Origin of the sequence: Bacteroides sp. FSHCM14E1, from assembly GCF_019633785.1 — a bacterium.
GTDB lineage: Bacteria > Bacteroidota > Bacteroidia > Bacteroidales > Bacteroidaceae > Bacteroides > Bacteroides hominis.
In genome coordinates, this window is sequence record NZ_JADKYL010000005.1 from 148,115 (window position 1) to 173,381 (window position 25,267).

Here is a 25,267-nt window from a genome sequence, read left to right on the forward strand (position 1 = left end):
AATTAATTACTTAAAATGTTACATTAAGTCCAAATAAGAGAGTTCTCGGTAATGCATAGCCTGAACCCGCATTAGAAACCTCAGGTGTTGCTACATTGGCAGAAGTTATATATCCCAGATTTTGACCGGTGATTGACACATCTACTTTTTGGCAATATGCTTTGTTTGCCCATGCTTTAGGAAGTGAATAACTCAAAGAAATTTCCCTGATAGCTAAATAGTTTCCCTTGTAAGCAAACATAGTTGAATTTCGTGCATAATTAGCATTCGTTAAGACGTCTGCATATGCATAACGGGGATATTTTGCATTAGGATTCTCTTCTGACCAAGTATTGAATACCTCTTTAGTTGTATTATAAGTACCTTGAGCACAAGCTAAGAATATCTCAGGTAAAGTGTGGTCATAGATCCAATAGTCCAAAGCAAAGTCAAAACGACCATAAAGTTGGAAATTTTTCCAGCGTAAAGTAGTGTTGAAGCCACCGATCCAGTGGGGAGTTGTATTACCTGCTACGACTTGATCATAAGAGTCAATGATTCCATCTTCATTAATATCTTTCCATTTCATGTCACCCGGCATAATAGGCAAAGCACTTTTTTGTTGTTCTTTGGTTAGTTTTTTCCATGCTTCAGGACCATACATTTTTTTACCAAAATAATTACCGGAGGTAATAACCAAGTCCCCGGGAATCTCATCCCAACTACGATAAATTCCTTCTGATTTATAAACGACCATTACTCCCGGCTCTTTCCCTTCCTGATAGCCGCCAACCCATTTTTTTGCATACTCTATTTCACCTTTTTCATTAGTGAACTTTTCTCCTGTATAGATTTGTTGTCCACCTTGACGATTGAGTTCCAGACCGTTTTCTGGTAATGCAACTACTTTATTCTTATTAAATGAGATATTTGCGGATGCTTCCCAACTCCAATCTTTTGTTTTCAGAATTTTTCCAGATAGTTCAATTTCAATACCACTGTTTCGGAATTTTCCATTGTTATTTTTGATAGAGGAAAAACCGGTTGTTGATGGTAAACTGAAATCTGCATACTTATCAGATGTCAAACGATTATAATAGGTAAAGTTTGCATTCAAACGGTTTTCAAAGAAACTCAGATCCATACCAACTTCAGCTGTTTTTGTTTTTTCCCATCTCAATCCCGGATTAGGTAAAGTTCCAATTAGAAAACCTGTATTTCCATTATATACTGCTGTATTATAAGAACCTTGTAAAGTGTAGGCACCAATGCCTGAAGCATTACCATTAACGCCATAACTAGCACGCAGTTTACCAAATGACAAGAACGGAATGGCATCTTTTATAAAATTCTCCTGACCGAAAATCCAACCGGCAGATACACCTGGGAAAAATCCCCAACGGTTATCACCTAATAGAGAAGAATAACCGTCTTGACGGAATACTGCGGATAGAAGATATTTACTCTTATAGTCATAATTTAGACGGCCGAAATATGAAAGAATACGATATTGTTCATGCCAGGAATTAATAGTACGTTTTCCCTCTCCTTTATCTGTTAAACTCAGATCAGAGAAATCGTCTGTCGGTGCACCACTTCCTTTTGCTTCAAATCCACGTTTGTAGTTATCATAATATTCCATACCTAACATTAAATTAACATTATGATCTTTGGCAAAAGTATGAGTAAAGTTCAGGACTGCATTATACGTTTGCGCAAAGTTACGTTCAAACTTGGCGGTACTTTCGCGAGTTTTAGTGTAGTGTTCAGTCAACATATTATCCATATAATCTTTAGTGAAAGATTCATATAAGCCTTCTGAATAATACCAGTTTGCTGTACCTTTGATAAACAACCCCTTCATGATATCAATCTGAAATCCTTGAATCATGGTAAATTTATCTGTTTGATTAAAGTTTTGCCATTTTTCAGGTTGAAAAGCCTGATTTCCATCAGCAACGTTAGGACCTAAAGTCGGATTTCCATCTTCGTCTTCAAAACGAGCCGTAGGAGGAGTTGACATGATACGACCAAAATAATTTCCTTCACTTCCATTTGATCCCGGCATGTTTTTCCAGTTGGCTCGATTATAGTTGAAATTGGAAGTACTTGTCAGCCAATCTGTTATTTTATAGTTAGCATTTAATACAAAACTATAACGTTCATAGAAAGTACTGATTGGAAGACCTTCCTGACGGTTATACCCCAGACCGGCATAATAATTTCCCCGATCATTTCCTCCTGACATATTAATGTTATAATCTTGTGAGAAAGAAGGATTATTTAAATTATAATCGGCAGGATTAATATCTTTGTAAATAATCATATTTGAAGGATCCAATGGATCAACCATTTCCTTCCAGCCTTTCTGCAGCAAGTAAGCATTATCTGCTGTTTTTCCCATAATATTCCAAGCAGATTTACCTAATACATTCCCTGTACCAAAAGGCGAGGCACCTGTTAGATTAGCCAATGGAGCAATTGACACGTATTCACCATCAGAACATTTATAGCCAGATTTAGCATAGGTAGTACGCAAAACGTTGATATAATCCTCACCTCCCAAGAATTCATATGGATTATTCACATAGTTAAGACCTAATTTTGCTTTAAAGTTTATTTCACGATGACCGGCTTTACCATTTTTAGTTGTAACCAATATAACACCATTACTGGCACGTGCACCATACAAAGCGGTAGCACCTGCATCCTTTAAGACTTCCATTGATTCAATATCCTCAGGATTAATATCATTCAAACCATCTCGAAGCTGACCATCAATCATAACCAACGGAGATCCTGTTCCGTCAAGATTGGTACCACCACGCAATACAATTGTTGGAGTTGCTCCCGGACTACCTGAAGCTTGTGTTACCTTCAAACCTGCAACAGCTCCAGATAATGCCTGTGCAGGATTAGAGAATAAACCGACTTTTAACGATTCTTCTTTTACTTTTGAAATAGAGTTCGTAACCTTCGTACGTAGCTGTTTACCACCATAACCGGTAACAACCACTTCATCCAGCATTTCAGAGTCTTCCTTCAACTTAATATTAAAAGAATTTTTGCCTTTTACGTCGATTACTTGAGGCTGATAACCAACATAAGATACTTTGATCTTTCCATTGGGATCGACCATTAACGTAAACTTGCCGTCAAGGTTAGTTATTACACCATTGGTGGTACCGACCTCGACAACACTTGCTCCGATGACTGTTTCACCGGTAGCATCTGTAACCACACCTGTGATTGATTTCTTTTGCGCTATGGCTCCGATGGAACATAACAAGCACAAAATCAAGAAGATGGTTTTCTTCATAAGTATTGCTTTTTGAGTTAATAATAAAGATGTTTATATGTGTTTTTAAAACTGTTTGCTAAGTTCTATCGGAACCCCAGCACATTATTACTCTCAAAGCATTAAATAGGGAGAAACATTATATTACTATTAATCAATTATTTATAATCACATTTATAAATTAGATACAAATACATAATGCATATATTTAGTCTATTAAAAGACAGTATCATAATAGTCATTCTCTCTAAAAAGACATTTACCTTATATAGAACATAATAACACTGATTATAAGCAATATATAAATAGAGGAGAGAGAATCTTATAATAAGAAACTCTCTCCTCTCCCATTTGCATAGAAAAAATAAACATCTATCAAATCAATGATGATAGAAATTTACATAACAGCTCTATAATAAAAAACGCCTGGATTATTAATATTAACAATCCAGACGTTTTTTTTATTATACGTTTAACAAACTACAATTTAACTTTTGCTATAAGTTTACGAATCTTACCTTGTCCGATAAGGGGAGCATGGGGATCCTCCGGATATACAATCATGAATTGTCCCGGGAGCAAATCAACGAATGTAGTAGGCACATCAGAGTAAAGAGCACAATCCCCTTCTGCCGCATAAGGTTTCATTTCACTCTTTAGATCTTCAATAGCTTTCCAGCCTATAGTCTCTGTTCCTTCCAACAAAATATGTACATCAATGTAATCGCGATGTAACTCCAAAACTTGTTTATCGCGTGTAACACACTCAGGATTCACATTATTGATAAATAAGTTATCACCATCTATCTCAATTCGTCCTAATTCAGCATGAAGTAAATCATGTGTTTTTACGTAATCAAACAGAGTTTTAAACAGTGGGTGAAGTCCTTCTACCCTTTGGCTGTTCTGTAAATTAGATACAATCATTTCCTTTTATTTTTATTCCATATTATCTGTTTTCGGACGCAGGAAGTAGAGTTGTACTGCCAGTGCTATAAATACAATGATAGCCAACATGGCAAAACCTAAACCTAAATTTCCACCATCGGTCCACTTACCCAGCAAATCCGTGATAAATGCTCCTGCAAATACTCCTGTCATATTCATGATGCCATATGCTGTTGCACGATATTTAGAAGAAACGAACTGACAAAGAATAGGCATATTATTAGCATCAAAAATACCATAGCCGATACCGAATAATAACCCAGCCCCAACAACAGCAACAAAACTATGCCCAAATCCCAATAATAACAAAGAGGGAATCGTCAATCCCAAACCAATTGCACCGGTATATACACGCCCACGAATATTTTTTTGTACCCATTTATCAGAAAGAGTACCACCTAAAATTACACCAATAAATGAAGATAGTGCAATTGTTATAGTCGACATAGGTCCTGCCTGTGACATTGGAATATCAAGGTTTTCAGCAAACAAAGTTGGAAGCCAATTTTTAGTAGCCCATCCCGGCAAACTAGGAGCCGCAAAATAAAGCAATATAACCCAGAAAGCTATATTACTGAATAGTAATGATAGGCCTTTAAACAAACCTGCTTTCTCGCCATTCTTGGATGAAGGTTCCGGACGTTCTACTTTAACATGCTCTTTTTTATCTCTTAAAAATAATACCAAAACAAAGGCATATGCAATACCAATAATACCAAACCAATGAAAAGTAGTATGCCAAGAGAAAGCAGCCGCAACCGTAGCGCCAAAGCCACCAATAGCCTGTCCGGTATAAAGTCCGGTCATGTGAATACCAACCGCCAAAGAACGTGATTTTTCACCATGATAATCAGCAATTAAAGAAAGACCGGCCGGAATATAAAGAGCTTCGCTCACTCCCATCAATGCACGTAACCAAAAGACTTGATTAAATGTTTCTGCAACTCCCATTAAATAGGTCACAAAAGACCAAACAAAAAGACTGCCAACAATCAACCATTTACGATTCAGCCTATCGGCAATCATACCAGAAATTGGGCTCATAAGACCATAAATCCAAAGGAAAACGGCCATTAAACGGCCAAAATTAGTTGCCGACTGAAGTTCTACAATATCTACTTGCATAGCATCTTTCATCGTGCTAAGCATTTGTCGGTCCATATAATTGAGTAGGGCTACCCCCCATAGGAGGGCAACCACTATCCAAGGATAAATTTTTGAGTTTTTCATGATATAAATAAGAGATTATTTTTCTGACAGCAATTCCTGACAAAGTGCATAGCCTTTCGTCATCATTCTAGGAATGTGGAATGGTCCCTTAAACAAATTTCCTTTTGCAGGCTGAGAAATTGTTCCGTCACGATGAAGATAACCGTACCATTCACCAAATTCCGGATCAGGGAAATGGGCATAAGTCCAATCACTGATTTGTTTATGCATAGCCAAATATTTTTCATCTTTAGTAGCTTGATATGCATATAATGTTGCAATAATGGCTTCTGTCTGTGGCCACCAGAACTTCATATCATGTGCGTAATCTTGCGAAGGCAGGTTTCGACAGTCACGGAAGTTTATAATACCTCCAAATTCCTTATCCCAACCCCATTCCCAGGACCAATCAAGAATCGTAAGCGCTGTATCAACCATCTCTTTATCCCAATTACGACTCTTAGCTTCTTCAAGAATAAACCACGAAGTCTCGATACAATGCCCAGGATTAATGGTACGAGTAGCATTTGTATCAATAAATTCTCCATTGGGACCTACTGTTTCAAGCAAAGCTTTAAACTCCGGATGCATGAAGTCTTTACGCAAAATGGCTATGGATTCCTCTATTTGTTGATCAAGAACCGGATCATTAATAGCAGCACGAATACGTGAAGCTACATTAATAAGAATCATAATAATAGAGTGTCCTTTCATCTGTACGCGTTCACAATATTTCGGTTCCAGAATTCCAGGAGTAGAAAGAAAGCGCCGGATATCATTGAACAGTTTCAAGGCTTTAACAGCGTAATTATGATCGCCCGATGCGATAGCATATTCCGACATCGCAATGGCAGCAAATGTTTCAGAGAAAACATAGCGACGTTTACGAATAGGCAAACCCGTTTCAGTCACTTCAAAAAACATACGCCCATCTGTATCGAAACAATGTGCTTCAATAAAATCAAGAGTACTTTTCGCAGCTTCCAGCCATTCTGAATTATGTTCAATGTGATTATATGCATATGAACATGTAAAAGCAAATCTCCCTTGGAACCAAACAGATTTGGTTGTATCCATCAGCTGGCCATCTCGGTCTACGCAGGTATAAACACCTCCGTTTTTGCGATCCCAACCATATTTCATCCAAAAGGGCATGATATTGCTTATCATGTCATTTTTATAAGAGTCAGACCATGTCTGTAGATATTCTGTAGTATTCATAGCAATTGCAGTATTAGTTTATCTTAAAACTTATTGCAACGATCAAAGAAATGAATAGCCTCTAACTCAGCTTTCATACGTATTTCTTCATCATCTGTCATATTCTGGAAAGGAGTACGATTCTTACCTAAATCCAATCCTATCAATTTCATAATCCGCTTTCCACCTACAATATTTCCTCGGAAATGACAGATTACATTAATAACTTCCTGAGAGAAATTCTGTAATTCACGCGCTTTATCAAGATCTCCGGCTTTCCATGCTTCTATAATACCAACCAGATTTACACCATTATAATTGGTAGTTCCTCCAATGCCGCCTTGAGCACCACCCATAGCCAGACATGGAAGAATGGTTTCATCTTGCCCATGCAGCATATCAAATTTACCTCCTTTATACAAGCGGCACTGATTGTATTCATACATACTCTCAAAAGTATATTTAATTCCCGCAAAATTCGGAATACGTCCATCTACTGCCTCCAGAAATGAAACCATTGATAAGAATGCTCCATTAAATGCAGGAATATGATAATAATAGAATGGAAGATTTGGAGCGCCACAGGCTATTTCTTCACAGTATTTCACGAGTTCTTCGACACGACCCACTTTCGGAAAAGGAGGAGCCATAGCGCCAATTCCCCATGCACCGATTTTCTGAGCATGTTCGGCAAGCTTACGACTTGACTTTACACAGCAACTACCTACATGTACAATTACCTTAAATCCTTCCGGTGAAACTTCTACCCAACGTTCGGCGAGTTTCATACGTTCTTCATCGGTTAACATATATCCTTCACCAGAAGATCCATTAATGAATACACCTTGCAGACCGTTCTTTACTAACATCTTAGCATATGCTTCAATGGGTTCATAATTTACTTCTCCATTTTCATAAAACGGAGTAAAAGGAGCATTGATCAATCCAATAATCTTTTCCATGATAATTTCGTTTTTATATTAATGATATAGAATTTTAATATGGATTAGGAACTAGTTTTTCATAATACACTCGTAATATCCTTAGCATATCGGTACAAATATACGCATATTTATTAAACAATCAACATATAATAAAATATTTTATTAATAAAAAGAAGATTCAAATATCCGCTTAATAAAATTCATTCACTATTATTATCAATTAAAAACAATAGAGAAACATCTTTTCACCCTGAAAAACCTGAATTAATAAACAAATTAACTATCTTTGTAGATATTACCAAAATAATTAATCTATATGAAACAACATCTTTTAAAAGAAATAGAACTAGGAACCAAAAGCGCTCTTCTCAAAAAGAAAATTATTACACATTATATATATAATGGCAGCTCAACAATTACTGACCTGTCTAAAGAGTTGGATCTTAGCGTCCCCACAGTTACAAAATTTATTAGTGAAATGTGTGAGGAAGGCTATATTAACGACTACGGTAAATTAGAAACAAGTGGAGGGCGCCATCCTAATTTATATGGCCTAAACCCGGAATCCGGTTATTTCATAGGAGTTGATATTAAAAGATTTGCTATTAATATCGGTTTGATAAACTTCAAGGGCGACATGATGGAACTTAAAATGAATATCCCTTATAAATTTGAGAATTCAATAGAGGGATTGAATGAATTATGCAAACTCATTTCAAATTTCATAAAGAAACTGACAATAGCCAAGGAGAAAATACTGAATATCAATGTAAACGTTTCAGGCCGTGTTAACCCGGAGTCCGGATATAGTTTCAGCCAGTTTAACTTTGAGGAACGTCCATTATCAGAAGTCTTGGCAGAAAAGTTAGGATATAAGGTCACTATAGACAATGATACACGCGCCATGACCTATGGAGAATATCTAAAGGGATGCGTAAACGGTGAAAAAGATATTATTTTCGTAAATATCAGTTGGGGATTAGGTGTTGGAATTATTATAGATGGCAAAATTTATACCGGCAAATCAGGATTTTCCGGAGAGTTTGGCCATACCAGCACTTTTGATAATGAAATCATTTGTCATTGTGGCAAAAAAGGCTGTCTTGAGACCGAAGCTTCTGGTTCCGCACTACACCGTATCTTGTTAGAACGTATACAAAACGGAGAAAACTCTATTTTATCCAGCCGTATAGGAGATGTCAATAATCCTATAACACTGGACGAAATCATTGCTTCTGTAAACAAAGAAGACCTTTTGTGTATTGAGATAGTGGAAGAAATTGGGCAGAAACTAGGAAAACAAATTGCCGGACTTATCAATCTCTTCAATCCAGAACTTGTCATTATCGGTGGAACAATTTCACTTACAGGTGACTATATCACCCAACCTATAAAAACCGCCGTCCGCAAATATTCACTTAATTTAGTAAACAAAGACTCAGCAATCGTAACATCAAAACTTAAAGACAGGGCAGGTATCGTAGGAGCTTGCATGCTTGCAAGAAGCAGAATGTTTGAGTGTTAAAACTCAAGCATTCGCTCCATAAATAATCGGGCAGCCTCCTTGTCAGCAACTGGAGGTGCCCAAGATGCCAGATTCTCCGGAGTAAGAGGTACAAAAGGCCCCTGCTTAATTTCATAAATAACCGTTCCTGATTCCAAGACAATAATAGTATGCCATACGCAAGGAGGAATCTCAATTCCATAACGACCTTGAGTCGGATTCAGATTGACCTTTTCCATTACATTACCCTCATCATCAAATAAAATAGCCAATAAGCTCCCTCGTAAAACCAAGTAAACTTCTTCCTTATCCGGGTTTTTATGGCGATGAGGGGGTAAATAAGTTCCAGGCTCTAAAGCATTCAACATCCTATGAATAGCAACTTCCATGGATTCATGGAAATTATAATTCATTCGAAGACGTGAATTTTCCTTAGCCTGATCAGTTACTCTATCAAGAAGTTCTTCGGTAATCAGTTTCATTGTTTTTCTTTTGATACTACACAATCTGCAGATACTGTAGCCAAAGCACATCCTAACCCTTCAATCCGAAGTAACAACTTATTGTTTCCCTGACATTCAACTAATTCAGCCACTAATCCCTGCAACTGTCCACGAATCACCTGTACAGTAGCTCCTGGAACAAAATCTGTAGGCGCGAACTCAACCAATTCATGGGAACGTTCTATCATCGTTCTGAAAGTTTCCATCTGCACCTCAGGTATAGAAACGTATTGTCCCTTTTCCTTCAACAAAAAAGCTACTCCATGAATACTGGTTATTTGTGTAATCTCTTCAGAGGAGATATATACAAATAGACATCCCGGAACAACAGGAATAAAAATCTTTTTCTTACGATTGTTCCACATACGAATCACTGGCTGAAGAGGCAGGTAGTTATCAATACCTATCTTATCCAGTTGTTCCTTCACTTTCTTCTCTGCTCTTGGTGCCGTATATACAGCATACCAACAAGAAGCATTTTCTTTTATTTTTCTGGCTGTTTCTTCCATCCGTTCAATAAATCTTTAACAAAGAGAATCCATCCTATACTACCAACACCCGCTAAGAATACAAAACCAATTAAAATCATGATTTTATTAGGTTTAGCCGGTCTCAAAGGGACTGTTGCAGGTTGTACTACAGTATAAACAGGAGTAATTTCCTGTACTTTAGCTTTCGCTACTTGCAGTTGTTGCGCCACTTGAGTGAACACTCCATAAGCCAAATTTACCTCATTTTGCAAGCGCTCTTGCTCTGTACGAAAACTCTGCATAATGATATTCTGGTTACCATCCATGAAGTGAGCATATTTCTGCTGAGCCTCATAGTAGTTCCCCTGAGCTTCATCAAATAGTTTCTCCGTAAAAGCCAAATCATGACGCGCTTTATTTGTGCGATAATCAGTTATATAATTTTGCAAGCAATGCATTACTGTATCTGTTAAAGCTGCAGAAATTAACGGATCCTGCATTGTTACAGAAAGTGTAGTCACTCCTGTTTTCTTATCTACTGAAACAGATATACGATGACTCAAAGCATCTGCAATCCCAGCCTGATCCGGAGTCAGACAAAAAGGATTTATTTTTGCGTCTCCAAGTTCTTCCGGCGTATCTTTAAACAAAGAAACCACCCAACCTAATGCCTTAAAAGGAGCTGATGCAATCGCCCCCCACCATGGAGATCGCTGATGTTTATCCAAGTACTCATATAGAGTCGTATTAATTTTACCTTTCTGGTCAGTCACTTTTACATCAAACATTTCCAACAAGAATGGTGTAGAGCTGACAATATCCGGATATAATTCGGGAGAAAGAGCATCTTCTCCACTTGAACTGCCAATATTGATACCAGCCATAGCAGCTAATGCTCCCATACCTCCTGTAGATGACTTACTGCCAGTCTCAGGCGCCAGCGTCACACTAGTAGAATATTCTTTGGGAATACTAAAAGCTACCACAAGGCCTACCAACAGGGCAATCCCACAAACTTTAAATACCAATTTCCGACCAGCCCAAACTTTCTGAGCCAACTCTATCAAATCGATCTCTTGTTCTTCAGGTTGTGGAGTCGTTTTATTTATATTCTTATCTTCAGTCATAGTTATTACTTAAAGAGGTTAACCATAGTTGCAATCATAGTAGCTAATGAAGCCGCAGAAGTACCCATTCCTATAATTTCGGCTGCCGACATTCTCTTCTTCGGATCCTTACTTGGCACAATAATCTCACATCCCGGTTCTATTGCCTTGGAATTACCTGTACGCAGACGAGAAACGGTACCATTCATATAGACAACAAAAGCTCTTTTCTTTTTCGCAAGACTTGCAAAACCACCAGCCTGATTAATATAGTACTTCAAACTTTCACCCTTCTTATACAAGACTGTATTAGGATACATTACAGCGCCATTGATTTTTACTGTACTTACATATTCCGGCACGAACAGAATATCACCTTCACGCAACACCATATCAAAGTCCGATCCGGGATTAGCCAAAGCCTTTTCCAATTCTATACCTACAGAATAAGTATCAGAAACATCCAGTGTCTTGACAGAGATAGAATCAGCCCCACCTTTATTAGCCATGCGGAGTGCATCTTCCTTGCGCCGTAATTCCTCTTCAGTCATTTTACGAATCAAACGCGCACCTTTTACATAAGCATCTTGGGTAATCCCACCGGCCTTGGCAATCAAGTCACTGAGGCGTTCATTCTTTTTCGATAACGCATAGCGACCACCAAATAAAACTTCACCGCCAACCGTAACATTTTGTTGTTGATGATAAGCAGGACTACGACGAATATACACCTCATCAAAAGGCTCCAAATGGAAATCCTGATCGCCTCCAACAAGGAAACCATCCTTCAACTCAAAAGAGAAAGTCTTACCAACCACATTGCTCAATTCTGTACTTTTTGAATTTTTAATTCGACGGGACACATCAACACGAGCTGTTGAAGCAGCTTCTAATAATCCACCGGCCTGCAAAACAAGATCCTCAACCGACATATTCGACGAGTATAAGTAAGTACCCGGATTGGCAACCTCGCCATGAATAGTAAGTGTCGCTTCTTCTTTCAAATCTTCAATACTTGGAATATAAAGTATATCATTCTTCTGAAGAGGAATATCAGCAACTGTGCCATTCAACAATCCCTTCAGATCAATTTGAATCATTTCATGAGTAAGGTCGTCGTTTTCACGATCGATAATGGCACGATTCAAAAAAGCATCTCCTCTTACCCCTTCAGCTTTCTTTATTAGCTGTTTTACAGTATTTACAGTACCATCAATTTGATACATACCGGCACGATAAACAGCTCCACGGACTTCTACACGATTCTCAAAACGTTCTAATACCGAATCAACAGCTAAAACGTCTCCATCATCCAGTTTAAATACCGAATAGTCCATTTCGTCCACATTATATACTTGATGTTCACGACCCGTTTTACGAATCAGGCGTATAGCTTTCTTATAAGCATCTCCAGTGAATCCTCCTGAGTATTTCAAAATAGTAGCCATCGTCTCGGAAGGTTTCATTTCATAAAACATTGGTCTTTTTACCTTGCCAGTAATTTGTACTAAGGATTCATAAGGATCAACAATAACCACATCACCGTCTTGCAAGCGGACATCGTCATTCAATTTACCTTTCATTATAAAATCGTAAACATCCAAATCGGCTATTTTCTTACCGTTACGCACGACTTTGATACTACGCAGACTACCGATCTTATTAACGCCACCAGCGCGATACAAAGCATGGAATACAGAAGAGAATGCCGAGAGCGCATAAGTGCCCGGTATAGCCACTTCTCCCATAATACTGATTTGGATAGTACGTATATTCCCCAATGTTAAATCGACAGAGGTGTTAGGGTTCGGACCTGAAATGCCGGCATAGATTTTTGAAAATTCACGACGCACCGTATTATTAGCTTCACGAACAGTCATCCCGCTTAAATAAATAGGACCGAGATTATCAACTAAAATACTGCCCTCTGGCGAAATAGTCTGTCTTATTGTTGTCTGAGAAGCTCCCCAAACATCTATAATCACCTCGTCTCCAGGACCCAAGCGATAGTTTACAGGAGTAGCAATATTTACATTAGGCTCGAATGTAAGATTCTCGTTAGTGAAGATATTATGTCCAAAAATCTGTTGTGTCGGATCCTCTTCCGGTTTCATCATATATTCATCAGACCAATCCTCTTCATACATCATGTCCTCATCAGTCATTTCCTGATTATCATCGCCCATACCCCGTTTATTTTTCTGGTTAGCCGATTGACGGAGACCTTTTATATTTTTCTGATTCTTTTGATTTTTCTGATCCTTCAGGTTTTTCTGAGAACGATTCGAATAGTCACTTTCATCATTTTGCTGAGTACGTGTACGAGACCTTGTTGTATTCTGGTTACTCTGTGTACTTGTACTACCATTTCCATTTTCATATTTTTCCTGAATACGCTCGACCTGTTCCTTCGTAACGCCTCTTCTCATCAACTCTGTTGTAATCTGCTTCTGAGTTTTACCCATCTTTTGAGCATCTTTTACATACTGTACGACCTGATCATCGGACATTTGCTGAGCTACAGCTACACCGGATAAGGTAAAAATCAAGAAGAATAGTGTAATAAATCTACGCATAAGATATTCTGATTAATCTTTAGTGTTCCTCTAATAAATTATAAACCGGGCACAAAGGTAACATATTATTTTCATAATATACATTTATTTCATTCCTAAGTTTTCGAAAATAGATTAAAAGAGGCTTTATCCAATATCTCAAACTCAGAATTCTTACTAACAAACTCTGGAACGATCTTTTTCATAGAAGCAACAATGCCCATGGTGTCGGAAGTATAACTCAAATCTATTAACCTTTGAATTTCTTGCTTTATCTTCTCATAATCATATTCACGAACTTTTGCTATCATTATTTTTTCATGATAAGTAGGACAAGTAGACTCTTTTACATTCAGCAACTCTTCATACAGCTTCTCACCATGTCTTAATCCGGTAAACTCTATTTTTATATTTTTCTGCCCACTTAAATAAATCATTCTTCGCGCCAAATCAACAATCTTCACAGGATTACCCATATCAAAAATATAGATTTCACCTCCATTTCCCATGCTTCCAGCCTCCAATACCAACTGACAAGCCTCTGGAATAGTCATAAAATAACGTATAACCTGAGGATGTGTCACAGTCACCGGACCACCCTTTTCTATCTGCTGCTTAAATCTGGGTATTACAGAGCCATTTGATCCGAGTACATTTCCAAAACGAGTTGTGATAAACTTCACTTGTGCCCCATCTTTTGCATATTTAGATAACTTACGAGCAAGGGACTGAACATAGATCTCGGCAAGCCTTTTACTGCACCCCATAATATTGGTCGGATTAACAGCTTTATCTGTAGAAACCATCACAAACTTATCTACGCCATATTTCACAGCCAAGTCGGCCATAATGCAAGTTCCCAATACATTCACCTGTATCGCTTCAGACACATTATCCTCCATCATTGGCACATGCTTATAAGCAGCAGCATGAAAAACATATTGCGGCCGATACTCCTTATAAATATACTCCATCCTCGTTCGATTAGTTACATCAGCCACCAACATTTTAGCATCAATATCCCGCCAATTATCCAGTAATTCTAATTGCACATTATGTAACGGAGACTCCGCCTGGTCAACCAAAATCAACTTATATGGGTTCAGCCCCGCTATCTGCCTAACCATCTCACGTCCTATAGACCCAGCAGCTCCCGTGATCATAATCCGCTTCCCTTCAATGTGTGAAGATATTTTCCGGATATCAACATGTATTGGATCCCGTTGTAACAAATCTTCAATCTGTATATCTTTTATTTGCACGCCTTGCCTTCCAAGATCATTGATAGGAGGTACTGTAAGAATACGGATATCTTCAGCTATCAACCGATCAATCATGCCGGAAGTTTCAAGGCGATGTACTTTCTCGGAAGAAACAATAATAGCCTCGACTCTTTCTTCTTCTAATATATCAAACAAAGACTCATTATTCGCGTATACCCGGCAACCCATTGTTTGCTTCCCAATAAATCCCGTATCATCAGAAATAAACCCTTTCAATCTAAAATGATTACTTCTACTAACCCGTAGCGATTTGGCAATATTAATACCAGACCCTTTTGAACCATAGACAAAAACGCGAATACTGTGCCTACGATCAAAAGTCATCAACTCATGTATCATTTTCACCAAGATTCGCAAACAAACCATCAAGGAAAAATTAACTATATAAGCTGTAAGAATAACACTAATCGGCAGAACTTCTCCTCCACTCCACCCTATCCAAAGCAAATTGCCGATACAAACAACAAAATAGCCCAGAGTTAAAGAAATAAAAATACGAGAAATGTCAATAAAGGAAGAATAGCGAATTACTCCTACATAAGTACGATTCAGATGAAAGAAACACACATTACATATTACGCAGAATAGAGTTGTCCACACCCATAGTGAGAATTCAAAAACTAACACAGACAAACCTATTTGCAAAAGGCTCGCCAAAAACATTGAAAAAATCACTAAAAGAACATCGACAGCAAGTATCAGCCATTTTGAAGCAACTCGTGATGAAAGATACTTATAATAAAATCGTATATTCATAGTAATATAAAAGTAGATTTATCAGTAAATATGCAAAGATGAGTTTTAATATTTGAATCTACAACTATTTTCTAATTTAATCCTCAACCTTTTTATTTTATAAACATTTCAGAGAAAATATCACGAAAAAAGTATAGATTCATTTTGTTTTTAAAAATAAAGATGTAATTTTGCACGCCGTAAACGATAAAATGCAACGCCGCTATAGCTCAGTTGGTAGAGCAACGCATTCGTAACGCGTAGGTCGCCAGTTCAAGTCTGGCTAGCGGCTCTTTTATTATCCCAAAGGTGTAACTTGTATATAAATACCTGTTACACCTTAATTTTATCCATACAATAGCTGCTAACAATAATCATTGGAATACAATAATGCCTACGTACCCACATATTACTCGAAATTTCAAGCTTTAAATTTTCAATATCATGAAAAACAAGCGAAAAAAGTCGTCTAAAAAATATCATAGAAATTCGTTTAAGAGTATTTTCGGAATAGCTCTATTTGCAATCTTACCTTTAATTTATGGAATCTATCTTTGCATACCGGAGATTCAGACTACCCTCTTTCAGACAATAAAGGAATCAAAAGAGAAAGCTGTACCTAACTGTTTATGTTATGAGAATCTGGAGATTCCAATTTCTCAACACTCGCTAAACGGACAGCTGGTTTGTCACAAGGGATACACTGTATCTTATAATACAATCCAAAAGATTCCAAACTGGGTAGCTTATGAACTCACCCGACAAGAAACAAAGGGAAATGCCCAAAGAAACAATCAATTCCTCGCCGATCCTTCTATCAAAGGCAATATGGCAACTAATTCTGATTATTCACATTCCGGATTCGACAAGGGGCATATGGCCCCCGCTGCCGACATGAAGTGGAGTAACGAAGCTATGAAAGAGTCTTTCTATTTCAGCAATATATGCCCGCAACACCCCGAATTAAACCGGCGAAAATGGAAAGACTTGGAAGATAAAGTACGTGAGTGGGCAGTAGCCGACAGTTCCATCTTCATTGTCTGCGGTCCGATAATGAATAAAGAATCCCATACAATCGGCAAGAACCAGGTAACCGTACCAACAAGATTTTTCAAGGTCATCCTTTCTCTTTACGGTTCTCCCCCCAAAGCTATTGGATTTGTTTTCAACAACGAACCTGCAACAAAACCACTACGAAATTATGCAGTCTCAGTTGACAGCGTTGAACAGCTCACCGGCTTAGATTTCTTTTCTCCTCTTCCCGATTCTTTAGAAAATAAACTAGAGAGCCAAACAAATATCGCTTTGTGGAAAATATGAACGGGAACAAAAGCGTATATCAAAAACTAAAAATGAAAAAGTAAATACCCCTAAAAAGTAAATAATAACTAAACAGACAGAAAACATTTATTATCCAAGAACAAACATCTTTGAAATCTTCTTAACTTTGGCACAACTTTATAAATAGTGAATATTCTATATGAATAAGAAAAGAAAAAATATATTTTTCAGCATACTGGCTATTATTCTCTTCATTGGCATTGCTGGTTCCGGAATAGTTTATTACTATTTGTTCTATCCTCAATTTCATCCAAGTAAAACCACTTATATTTATATAGATCGTGATGACACTACAGATTCTATTTTCAACAAAATAAAAAAGCAAGGAAATCCTCATAACTTTGATGGTTTTAAATGGATGGCCCATTTCCGTGAATTTAGTAAAAACATCCACACCGGACGTTACGCTATCAAACCGGGTGATAATGCATACCACCTATATAGTAGGTTATCAAGAGGATACCAAACACCTGTCAATTTGACCATCGGAAGTGTACGAACTCTGGACAGATTAGCCCGCAGCATAGGAAAACAGTTAATGATTGACTCCACTGAAATTGCTACAGCGTTATACGATCCCGCTTTCCAAGAGAAAATGGGATATACGAAAGCTACCATGCCTTGCCTTTTTATCCCTGAAACCTACCAAGTATATTGGGACATCAGCATAGAAGACTTTTTCGCCCGGATGAAAAAAGAACATAATAAATTCTGGAACGAGGACCGATGTTTAAAAGCTAAAACAATCGGAATGACACCTGAAGAAGTTTGTACATTAGCCTCCATTGTAGAAGAAGAAACTAACAACAACGATGAAAAGCCGATGGTTGCGGGATTATATATAAACCGTTTACATACAGGTATGCCTCTGCAAGCTGATCCAACAATCAAATTCGCCTTACAAGATTTTAGTCTGCGCAGAATTACCAACCAGCATTTAAGCATACAGTCTCCATATAACACTTACCTGAATACGGGTCTTCCTCCGGGCCCTATCCGGATACCTTCTCCCAAAGGGCTTGATAGTGTATTGAATTATGTAAAACATAACTATATTTATATGTGTGCCAAAGAAGATTTTTCGGGTACTCATAATTTTGCTTCCAACTATGCAGACCACATGGTCAATGCAAGAAAATACTGGAAAGCGCTGAATGAAAGAAAGATTTTTAAGTAATCCCGTGATAAAATGATCTTAAAAACGTATCTTTGCCCGATATTATAACAAAATACGTGATTAACACCAAAAGAAAATAAGATATGAGCAAACAACTCTTACTTGGCGACGAAGCCATTGCACAAGCAGCACTGGATGCCGGACTTTCAGGCGTTTACGCTTATCCCGGTACTCCATCCACTGAAATTACCGAATACATCCAGATGGCTCCTATCACGAGCGAACGTAACATACACAACCGCTGGTGTGCCAATGAAAAAACGGCTATGGAAGCCGCCTTGGGTATGTCTTTTGTCGGCAAGCGTGCATTAGTCTGCATGAAACATGTGGGAATGAACGTAGCTGCTGACTGTTTTATCAATTCAGCCATCACAGGCGTAAAAGGGGGACTGATTGTAGTTGCGGCAGACGATCCCAGTATGCACTCTTCACAGAACGAACAAGATAGCCGTTTCTATGGCGACTTCTCATTAATACCCATGTACGAACCGAGCAACCAACAAGAAGCTTATGACATGGTATACAATGGTTTCGAATTTTCCGAGAAAACCGGTGAACCGATACTAATGCGCATGGTAACACGTTTGGCTCACTCTCGTTCAGGTGTAGAAAACAAAGCACAAAAAGCACAAAACGAAATCTCATTCAGTGAAGATCCACGCCAGTTTATCCTGCTACCGGGCAACGCACGCAAGCGTTATAAAGCATTACTTACACGTCAGGATGAATTTATCAAAGCATCCGAAGAATCACCTTATAATAGATACGTAGATGGCCCCAATAAAAAAATGGGCATCGTAGCCTGTGGAATCGGCTATAATTACTTGATGGAAAATTATCCTGACGGTTGCGAATATCCCGTTTTGAAAATTGGGCAGTATCCACTTCCCAAAAAGCAATTGATGCAATTAATCAATGAATGTGACGAAATCCTCGTATTAGAGGATGGACAACCATTCGTTGAGAAGCAACTGAAGGGATATCTGGGCATAGGATTAAAAGTAAAAGGTCGTCTCGACGGTACATTGTCACAAGATGGAGAATTAAATCCGGACACCGTGGCACGCGCTGTCGGCAAAGAGAATCGTTCCGAATTCAGTGTTCCGAATCTTGTAGAGATGCGCCCTCCGGCTTTGTGCGAAGGCTGCGGGCATAGAGATATGTATATAACATTAACTCAAGTATTGAAAGAAGAATATCCTACTCACAAAGTATTCAGCGACATTGGTTGTTATACGCTGGGAGCAAATGCACCATTTAACGCAATCAATTCTTGTGTAGACATGGGAGCATCTATCACTATGGCTAAAGGTGCATCCGATGGCGGGCTCCATCCGGCTGTCGCTGTAATCGGAGACTCTACTTTTACTCACTCCGGAATGACTGGACTTTTGGACTGTGTCAACGAGAATGCCAATGTTACCATTGTCATATCCGATAATGAAACAACAGCAATGACCGGTGGACAAGATTCTGCCGGCACAGGCCGACTTGAAGCTATTTGCGCCGGATTAGGCGTAGATCCGGCTCACATCCGTATAGTTGTTCCTTTAAAGAAAAACTATGAAGAGATGAAACAGATCATCCGTGAAGAAATAGATTATAGAGGAGTATCCGTTATCATCCCACGCAGAGAGTGTATACAAACATTAGCACGTAAAAAAAGAAGTAAGTAAGCCATGAAAAAAGATATCATATTATCAGGTGTGGGTGGACAAGGTATCCTGTCCATCGCTACAGTAATCGGAAAGGCCGCCCTCAAAGACGGTCTGTACATGAAACAGGCAGAAGTGCACGGCATGAGCCAGCGTGGCGGAGATGTACAGTCGAATCTCCGAATCAGTGACCAGCCCATTGCATCAGATCTGATTCCCTCAGGTAAATGTGATTTGATCATCTCCCTTGAACCCATGGAAGGGCTTAGATACCTCCCCTACCTCAGCCATGAAGGTTGGTTGGTAACAAACGAAACTCCATTTGTTAATATCCCCGATTATCCCGCTGAGGCAGATGTTATGGCAGAAATCAATAAACTGCCGCATAAGGTTGTTCTGAATGTAGATAAAGTAGCCAAAGAAATAGGCTCTACACGAGTTGCCAATATTGTTTTATTAGGTGCCACTATCCCATTCTTAGGCATCGATTACGAAAAGATACAGGATAGTATTCGTGAAATATTCCAGAAAAAAGGTGATACAATAGTCGAACTCAATTTAAAAGCCTTGGCTGCCGGAAAAGAGATCGCAGAAAAAACGATGAAATGACCAGGAACAATTGAATATAGAAAAGGTGATAATGTGATCGGGACAACCGTTGCATTATCACCTTGATACATTATCACCCCTACTTAAATAATTTATAAGCCATGAATACAAAATATTGGGAAGAAGAGATAGAGACCATGAGTCGTAAAAAACTGCAGGAACTACAACTCGAGCGACTCAAGAAAACAATTAATATAGCAGCCAATGCCCCTTATTACAAGAAAGTATTTCGAGAGCATGGCATCACTTCGGAAAGTATCCAATCACTGAACGACATCCGTAAACTGCCCTTTACCACAAAAGCAGATATGCGAGCCAATTACCCTTTCGGACTTGTCGCCGGAAATATGAAAGAAGACGGAGTACGTATTCACTCTTCAAGCGGAACAACAGGAACACCAACGGTTATTGTCCATTCACAGCATGACTTAGATTCATGGGCCAATCTGGTTGCACGATGCTTATATTGTGTAGGCATACGTAATACAGATGTTTTTCAAAACAGTTCCGGTTACGGTATGTTCACAGGAGGACTCGGATTCCAATATGGAGCTGAACGGCTGGGAGCTTTAACTGTACCTGCCGCTGCCGGTAACAGTAAACGCCAGATCAAGTTTATTACCGACTTTAAAACAACTGCCCTCCACGCCATCCCCAGTTATGCCATCCGCTTAGCTGAGGTCTTTCAGGAAGAAGGGATCGATCCATGCAGTACCACTCTCAAAACTCTCGTAATCGGTGCAGAACCACACACAGACGAACAGCGAAAAAAAATAGAACGCATGTTAGGTGTTAAAGCATACAATAGTTTTGGAATGACCGAAATGAACGGCCCCGGTGTCGCGTTTGAGTGTACAGAGCAGAATGGCATGCACTTTTGGGAAGATTGCTATTATGTAGAAATCATTAATCCCGAAACCGGAGAACCTGTCCCAGAAGGAGAAATCGGAGAACTCGTACTCACTACCCTTGATCGGGAAATGATGCCGCTCATACGTTATCGTACACGTGACCTCACTCGTATTTTACCGGGAGAATGTCCCTGTGGACGTACCCATATCCGAATTGACCGCATCAAAGGCCGTAGTGACGATATGTTTATCATCAAAGGAGTCAACATCTTCCCCATGCAAGTAGAAAAGATATTGGTACAATTCCCCGAATTGGGAAGCAATTACCTTATCACACTTGAGACTGTTAACAACCAAGATGAAATGATTGTAGAAGTAGAATTGAGCGATCTTTCTACAGACAATTACATTGAACTTGAAAAGATACGTAAGGACATTACCCGCCAGCTAAAAGACGAAATACTTGTCACGCCCAAACTCAAATTGGTAAAGAAAGGCTCTCTACCACAAAGTGAAGGTAAAGCTGTCAGAGTGAAGGACCTGAGAAACAATAAATAATCATCCAATGAACCCAATATGCCGATGTACCATCCGAATACATCGGCGCATTGGCATATTGGGCACATTAACTTATTATTATAATCATGCAATTACTTAAAAAAAGAATCCTGCAAGACGGAAAATGCTATGAAGGGGGAATTCTCAAAGTAGATAGTTTTATCAACCACCAGATGGACCCGGTACTAATGAAGTCAATTGGCGTAGAGTTTGTGCGCCTTTTTGCCGGAACAAACGTCAATAAGATCATGACCATAGAAGCCAGCGGAATTGCTCCGGCCATCATGACGGGCTATTTGATGGACTTACCCGTCGTTTTTGCCAAGAAAAAGTCGCCAAGAACCATACAAAATGCCTTGAGCACTACAGTACATTCATTCACTAAAGACCGTGATTATGAAGTAGTCATCAGCTCTGACTTCCTTACCCCGAAAGACAATATATTATTTGTCGACGACTTCTTGGCCTATGGAAACGCTGCTTTAGGTGTTATCGACCTCATCAAACAGTCTGGTGCCAATCTGGTAGGAATGGGATTCATCATTGAGAAAGCATTTCAAAACGGACGTAAAACACTTGAAGAAAGAGGAGTAAGAGTAGAGTCTCTTGCCATTATTGAAGATTTATCCAATTGCCAGATTACAATAAAAGATTAACTCTGTAAAAAAGCCTTTGTATTCTCTCGGACAGGCTATACAAAGGCTTTTCTTTATAATACTATTCTACTTAGCTGATTCGTGTGAAATACTCACATTAGGGTTTAAATACTGCCCTTTACTTCTGGTTCTTTTCCCATATTGCACTGCATGCTTCGGACAAACGTGGTAACAAGCCAAACAAGATGTACAGTCCATCCCCCACACCGGTCTCCACCCTATCACAACTACATTCCCAACCGGACATATTCTTTCACAGCGCTTGCAACCGATACAATCATCAGTAACATAAAACGGTTTTGCAGAAGTCATAAAACGATTAAAAAGCGGATTCAGTATCTTCGTTTTCAACCATGGAAAACTCCCCTCATTGCAATGAAAACCCGTCTCACGAGCATTTATCGAGTAGTTAACTTCTTCTACCCTGCCGACAGCTTTTTCTAATTTCTCTTTCTCCAATTCTTTCTTATCCACGTCAAATCCGGGAAGCAACACATAATTATTAGGCATCGTCACCGAAAATCCGGCATTACACTCTATTCCTTTACGAGATAATGCCCTGCGAAACACTTTCTCCGTCAATCCTGTATCATCTCCACAAGAACACACGAAATAGACATATTGGGAGTGATAATTAGCCAAAGTGACCCAATCCAGAAACTGCAACACGGCCAACGGAGGTCCCCATGAATAAACAGGAAAAATAAAACCTACTTTTTCATTATCCGCCAACACAAACTCTTTTATTCCATCCCTAATGGCATTCGGCATAAAAACAAATGTTTCGTTTTGTACCCTTGCAATCTGCTCCGCAATCCATTTAGAATTTCCAGTTCCTGAAAAATAGAATATCATAACTATATGTGTATTTAAAAGAAAACAGCATAAAAAAAGGACGGTAGTCTTTAAATGATTACCGCCCTTTTCCTTTATTAAAAAGCCGCACCGATGATGTGATGAAACTCCGAATGACATGATTTGAGTGCCCGTCCTCTTTGTAATCCACCGACTATAAAGTTATCCCGAAGGATGTGGCCCGCCATTGAGAAGCGAAGCTTGTCTCGGTTTTCAGTTTAATTGATGAGTTTCCCGATCCAATCAATGCGGCTAATATTTTACTACAACAAATGTAGTTACTTTTAGTGAGATAAACAAGGAAAAAGAAGATTTTGTTTCTCTCTTAGACTATTTTTTAAATTATAAACCCAGCTTTAAAAATGAAAAGTGCCGGTTACATTAACTGTAACCGGCACTTTGTAAATCATAAAACTGTCGGAACTTAAGCAGCTTTAGCCTTAGCGACTACAGCTTTGAAAGCTTCCGGATGGTTAACAGCTAAGTCAGCCAAAACCTTACGGTTGATTTCGATACCGGCTTTGTGCAGACCACCCATCAGTTTAGAATATGACATTCCTTCCAGACGTGCAGCAGCATTGATACGTTGTATCCAAAGAGCACGGAAGTTTCTCTTCTTGTTTCTACGGTCACGGAACGCATAGGTCAAACCCTTTTCCCAAGTGTTTTTAGCTACGGTCCATACATTTTTTCTTGCACCAAAGTAACCTCTGGTCAATTTCAAAATTTTCTTTCTTCTTGCTTTTGAAGCAACATGATTTACTGATCTTGGCATAGTTTTCTCTTTTTTGAATGTTAGCGCCGTTACTTCACGTAACGAACTTGAAGCTAAAGCATTCGGTTAATAACTTTAATAATACTTTGTACGCTTTTGATTACTTCATAGCTAAGAGTTCCTTAACCTGGCTTACATTTGTTGTATCAACAGTTGTTGAATAACACAGGTTTCTTTTTCTCTTCTTAGACTTCTTAGTCAAAATGTGACTGTGAAAAGCGTGCTTTCTTTTGATTTTACCTGTTCCGGTAAGGGTAAACCTTTTTTTAGAACCGGAGTTAGTCTTCATCTTTGGCATCTTAATTGTTTTTAAATTATTAAATTATATGGCAACGCACTATACCTGCGCGTTACGCATTTTTCTTACTCTTCATTGTTTTCAGCAGGCTTTTCTGCTTTTACTGTAGCCGGAGCAGCTGGTTTGGGAGCCGCAGGCTTCTTTACAACTCCTTCTTTCTTCTTCGGAGAAAGCTGAATCGTCATACGTTTACCTTCCAGAATCGGCAATTGATCGACTTTTGCATAGTCTTCCAGATCATTAGCAAAACGCAACAGAAGCACTTCACCTTGTTCCTTAAAAAGGATGGAACGACCTTTGAAGAAAACATAAGCTTTCACCTTGTCACCATCTTCCAAAAAGCCTTTAGCATGTTTCAACTTAAAATTATAGTCATGGTCATCCGTTTGCGGACCAAAACGTATTTCTTTTACGTTTACTTTTACCTGTTTAGCCTTTTGTTCCTTCTGACGCTTCTTTAACTGATACAGAAACTTGGAATAGTCAATAATACGACAAACAGGTGGTTGGGCATTGGGAGAAATCTCCACGAGATCCATTTCTTTTTCTTCAGCCAATTTTAATGCCTGAAAAATGGGATATACTTTAGGCTCTACATCATCACCTACAATGCGGACTTCTTTCGCACGGATCTGTTCATTGATCCGATATTGCGATTTCATACTGTCATTCTTCATTAAATAACGTTTACTTCCAGTTTGTTTTTTATTGTCTACCAAATTAAATTATGTATTAAAGTAAAAGCTGTCTTTAGAACA

21 protein-coding genes and 1 tRNA gene are annotated in these 25,267 nt (G+C 38.6%); 8 read left to right on the forward strand and 14 right to left on the reverse strand.

The genetic code is table 11. The features are described from left to right. Positions 1–10: 10 nt before the first annotated feature. From ISX59_RS09960 to ISX59_RS09980, 5 genes are all read right to left on the reverse strand, one after another. Complete coding sequence (locus ISX59_RS09960) at positions 11–3,298, reverse strand: TonB-dependent receptor (protein ID WP_032536314.1); 3,288 nt, start codon at positions 3,296–3,298, stop codon at positions 11–13. 459 nt (positions 3,299–3,757) lie between these two features. Beyond that, complete coding sequence (locus ISX59_RS09965) at positions 3,758–4,204, reverse strand: YhcH/YjgK/YiaL family protein (protein ID WP_005776497.1); 447 nt, start codon at positions 4,202–4,204, stop codon at positions 3,758–3,760. Between the two features lie 12 nt (positions 4,205–4,216). Continuing rightward, on the reverse strand, positions 4,217–5,455 hold the full coding sequence (locus ISX59_RS09970) for an MFS transporter (RefSeq protein WP_005776496.1): 1,239 nt from the start codon (positions 5,453–5,455) through the stop codon (positions 4,217–4,219). A 15-nt stretch (positions 5,456–5,470) separates the two neighbouring features. Then, on the reverse strand, positions 5,471–6,655 hold the full coding sequence (locus ISX59_RS09975; protein ID WP_005776495.1) for an AGE family epimerase/isomerase: 1,185 nt from the start codon (positions 6,653–6,655) through the stop codon (positions 5,471–5,473). Positions 6,656–6,678: 23 nt separating this feature from the next. After that, entirely contained in the window at positions 6,679–7,596 is a 918-nt protein-coding gene (locus ISX59_RS09980; RefSeq protein WP_005776494.1) for a dihydrodipicolinate synthase family protein, read from the reverse strand. 298 nt (positions 7,597–7,894) lie between these two features. Between ISX59_RS09980 and ISX59_RS09985 the strand changes: the two genes are divergently transcribed. Then, a complete protein-coding gene (locus tag ISX59_RS09985; protein WP_005776492.1) occupies positions 7,895–9,103 on the forward strand; it encodes an ROK family transcriptional regulator in 1,209 nt (402 codons plus the stop codon). On the opposite strand, the gene ISX59_RS09990 is transcribed toward ISX59_RS09985, so the two are convergent. The 5 genes from ISX59_RS09990 to ISX59_RS10010 all read right to left on the reverse strand — a co-directional run bounded on the left by ISX59_RS09990 (position 9,100) and on the right by ISX59_RS10010 (position 15,755). Then, the gene (locus ISX59_RS09990; RefSeq protein ID WP_044301598.1) at positions 9,100–9,564 is read right to left on the reverse strand and encodes a WbuC family cupin fold metalloprotein; all 465 of its coding nucleotides are present in this window, start codon (positions 9,562–9,564) and stop codon (positions 9,100–9,102) included. The genes ISX59_RS09985 and ISX59_RS09990 overlap by 4 nt on opposite strands. After that, entirely contained in the window at positions 9,561–10,094 is a 534-nt protein-coding gene (locus ISX59_RS09995; RefSeq protein ID WP_044301600.1) for a UpxY family transcription antiterminator, read from the reverse strand. Before ISX59_RS09995 ends, ISX59_RS09990 begins: the two co-directional genes overlap by 4 nt. Beyond that, positions 10,070–11,182, reverse strand: coding sequence for a Wzz/FepE/Etk N-terminal domain-containing protein (locus ISX59_RS10000; protein WP_032530691.1), 1,113 nt, complete (start codon positions 11,180–11,182; stop codon positions 10,070–10,072). The genes ISX59_RS09995 and ISX59_RS10000 overlap by 25 nt, the downstream gene beginning before the upstream one ends. Positions 11,183–11,187: 5 nt before the next feature. Beyond that, positions 11,188–13,737, reverse strand: coding sequence for an SLBB domain-containing protein (locus tag ISX59_RS10005; protein WP_005809019.1), 2,550 nt, complete (start codon positions 13,735–13,737; stop codon positions 11,188–11,190). A 95-nt stretch (positions 13,738–13,832) separates the two neighbouring features. Beyond that, positions 13,833–15,755: a nucleoside-diphosphate sugar epimerase/dehydratase gene (locus ISX59_RS10010; RefSeq protein ID WP_220575866.1), complete on the reverse strand. Its 1,923-nt coding sequence runs from the start codon at positions 15,753–15,755 to the stop codon at positions 13,833–13,835. A gap of 198 nt (positions 15,756–15,953) precedes the next feature. On the opposite strand from ISX59_RS10010, the gene ISX59_RS10015 reads away from it, so the two are divergent. From ISX59_RS10015 to xpt, 7 genes are all read left to right on the forward strand, one after another. Further along, positions 15,954–16,026 (forward strand) — tRNA-Thr (locus tag ISX59_RS10015). Between the two features lie 152 nt (positions 16,027–16,178). Next, the gene (locus ISX59_RS10020) at positions 16,179–17,054 is read left to right on the forward strand and encodes a DNA/RNA non-specific endonuclease (protein ID WP_122330733.1); all 876 of its coding nucleotides are present in this window, start codon (positions 16,179–16,181) and stop codon (positions 17,052–17,054) included. A gap of 160 nt (positions 17,055–17,214) precedes the next feature. Further along, the gene (gene mltG / locus ISX59_RS10025; protein WP_032530690.1) at positions 17,215–18,252 is read left to right on the forward strand and encodes an endolytic transglycosylase MltG; all 1,038 of its coding nucleotides are present in this window, start codon (positions 17,215–17,217) and stop codon (positions 18,250–18,252) included. 83 nt (positions 18,253–18,335) lie between these two features. Continuing rightward, complete coding sequence (locus ISX59_RS10030; RefSeq protein ID WP_005819330.1) at positions 18,336–19,928, forward strand: thiamine pyrophosphate-dependent enzyme; 1,593 nt, start codon at positions 18,336–18,338, stop codon at positions 19,926–19,928. Positions 19,929–19,931: 3 nt separating this feature from the next. Beyond that, a complete protein-coding gene (locus tag ISX59_RS10035) occupies positions 19,932–20,516 on the forward strand; it encodes an indolepyruvate oxidoreductase subunit beta (RefSeq protein WP_044301602.1) in 585 nt (194 codons plus the stop codon). Positions 20,517–20,617: 101 nt separating this feature from the next. After that, positions 20,618–21,925 (forward strand): phenylacetate--CoA ligase, encoded by a 1,308-nt coding sequence (locus ISX59_RS10040; RefSeq protein ID WP_005776480.1) that lies wholly within the window; start codon positions 20,618–20,620, stop codon positions 21,923–21,925. Between the two features lie 86 nt (positions 21,926–22,011). Next, a complete protein-coding gene (gene xpt, locus ISX59_RS10045) occupies positions 22,012–22,581 on the forward strand; it encodes a xanthine phosphoribosyltransferase (RefSeq protein WP_005776479.1) in 570 nt (189 codons plus the stop codon). 66 nt (positions 22,582–22,647) lie between these two features. Here xpt and ISX59_RS10050 read toward each other — a convergent pair whose 3' ends face one another. The 4 genes from ISX59_RS10050 to infC all read right to left on the reverse strand — a co-directional run bounded on the left by ISX59_RS10050 (position 22,648) and on the right by infC (position 25,186). Then, positions 22,648–23,436: an EFR1 family ferrodoxin gene (locus ISX59_RS10050; RefSeq protein WP_022011269.1), complete on the reverse strand. Its 789-nt coding sequence runs from the start codon at positions 23,434–23,436 to the stop codon at positions 22,648–22,650. Between the two features lie 424 nt (positions 23,437–23,860). After that, entirely contained in the window at positions 23,861–24,211 is a 351-nt protein-coding gene (rplT, locus tag ISX59_RS10055; protein WP_002561638.1) for a 50S ribosomal protein L20, read from the reverse strand. Positions 24,212–24,311: 100 nt separating this feature from the next. Then, positions 24,312–24,509, reverse strand: coding sequence for a 50S ribosomal protein L35 (gene rpmI / locus ISX59_RS10060; protein ID WP_004297539.1), 198 nt, complete (start codon positions 24,507–24,509; stop codon positions 24,312–24,314). Positions 24,510–24,574: 65 nt separating this feature from the next. Beyond that, a complete protein-coding gene (infC, locus tag ISX59_RS10065) occupies positions 24,575–25,186 on the reverse strand; it encodes a translation initiation factor IF-3 (protein ID WP_032530688.1) in 612 nt (203 codons plus the stop codon). Positions 25,187–25,267: the final 81 nt, after the last annotated feature.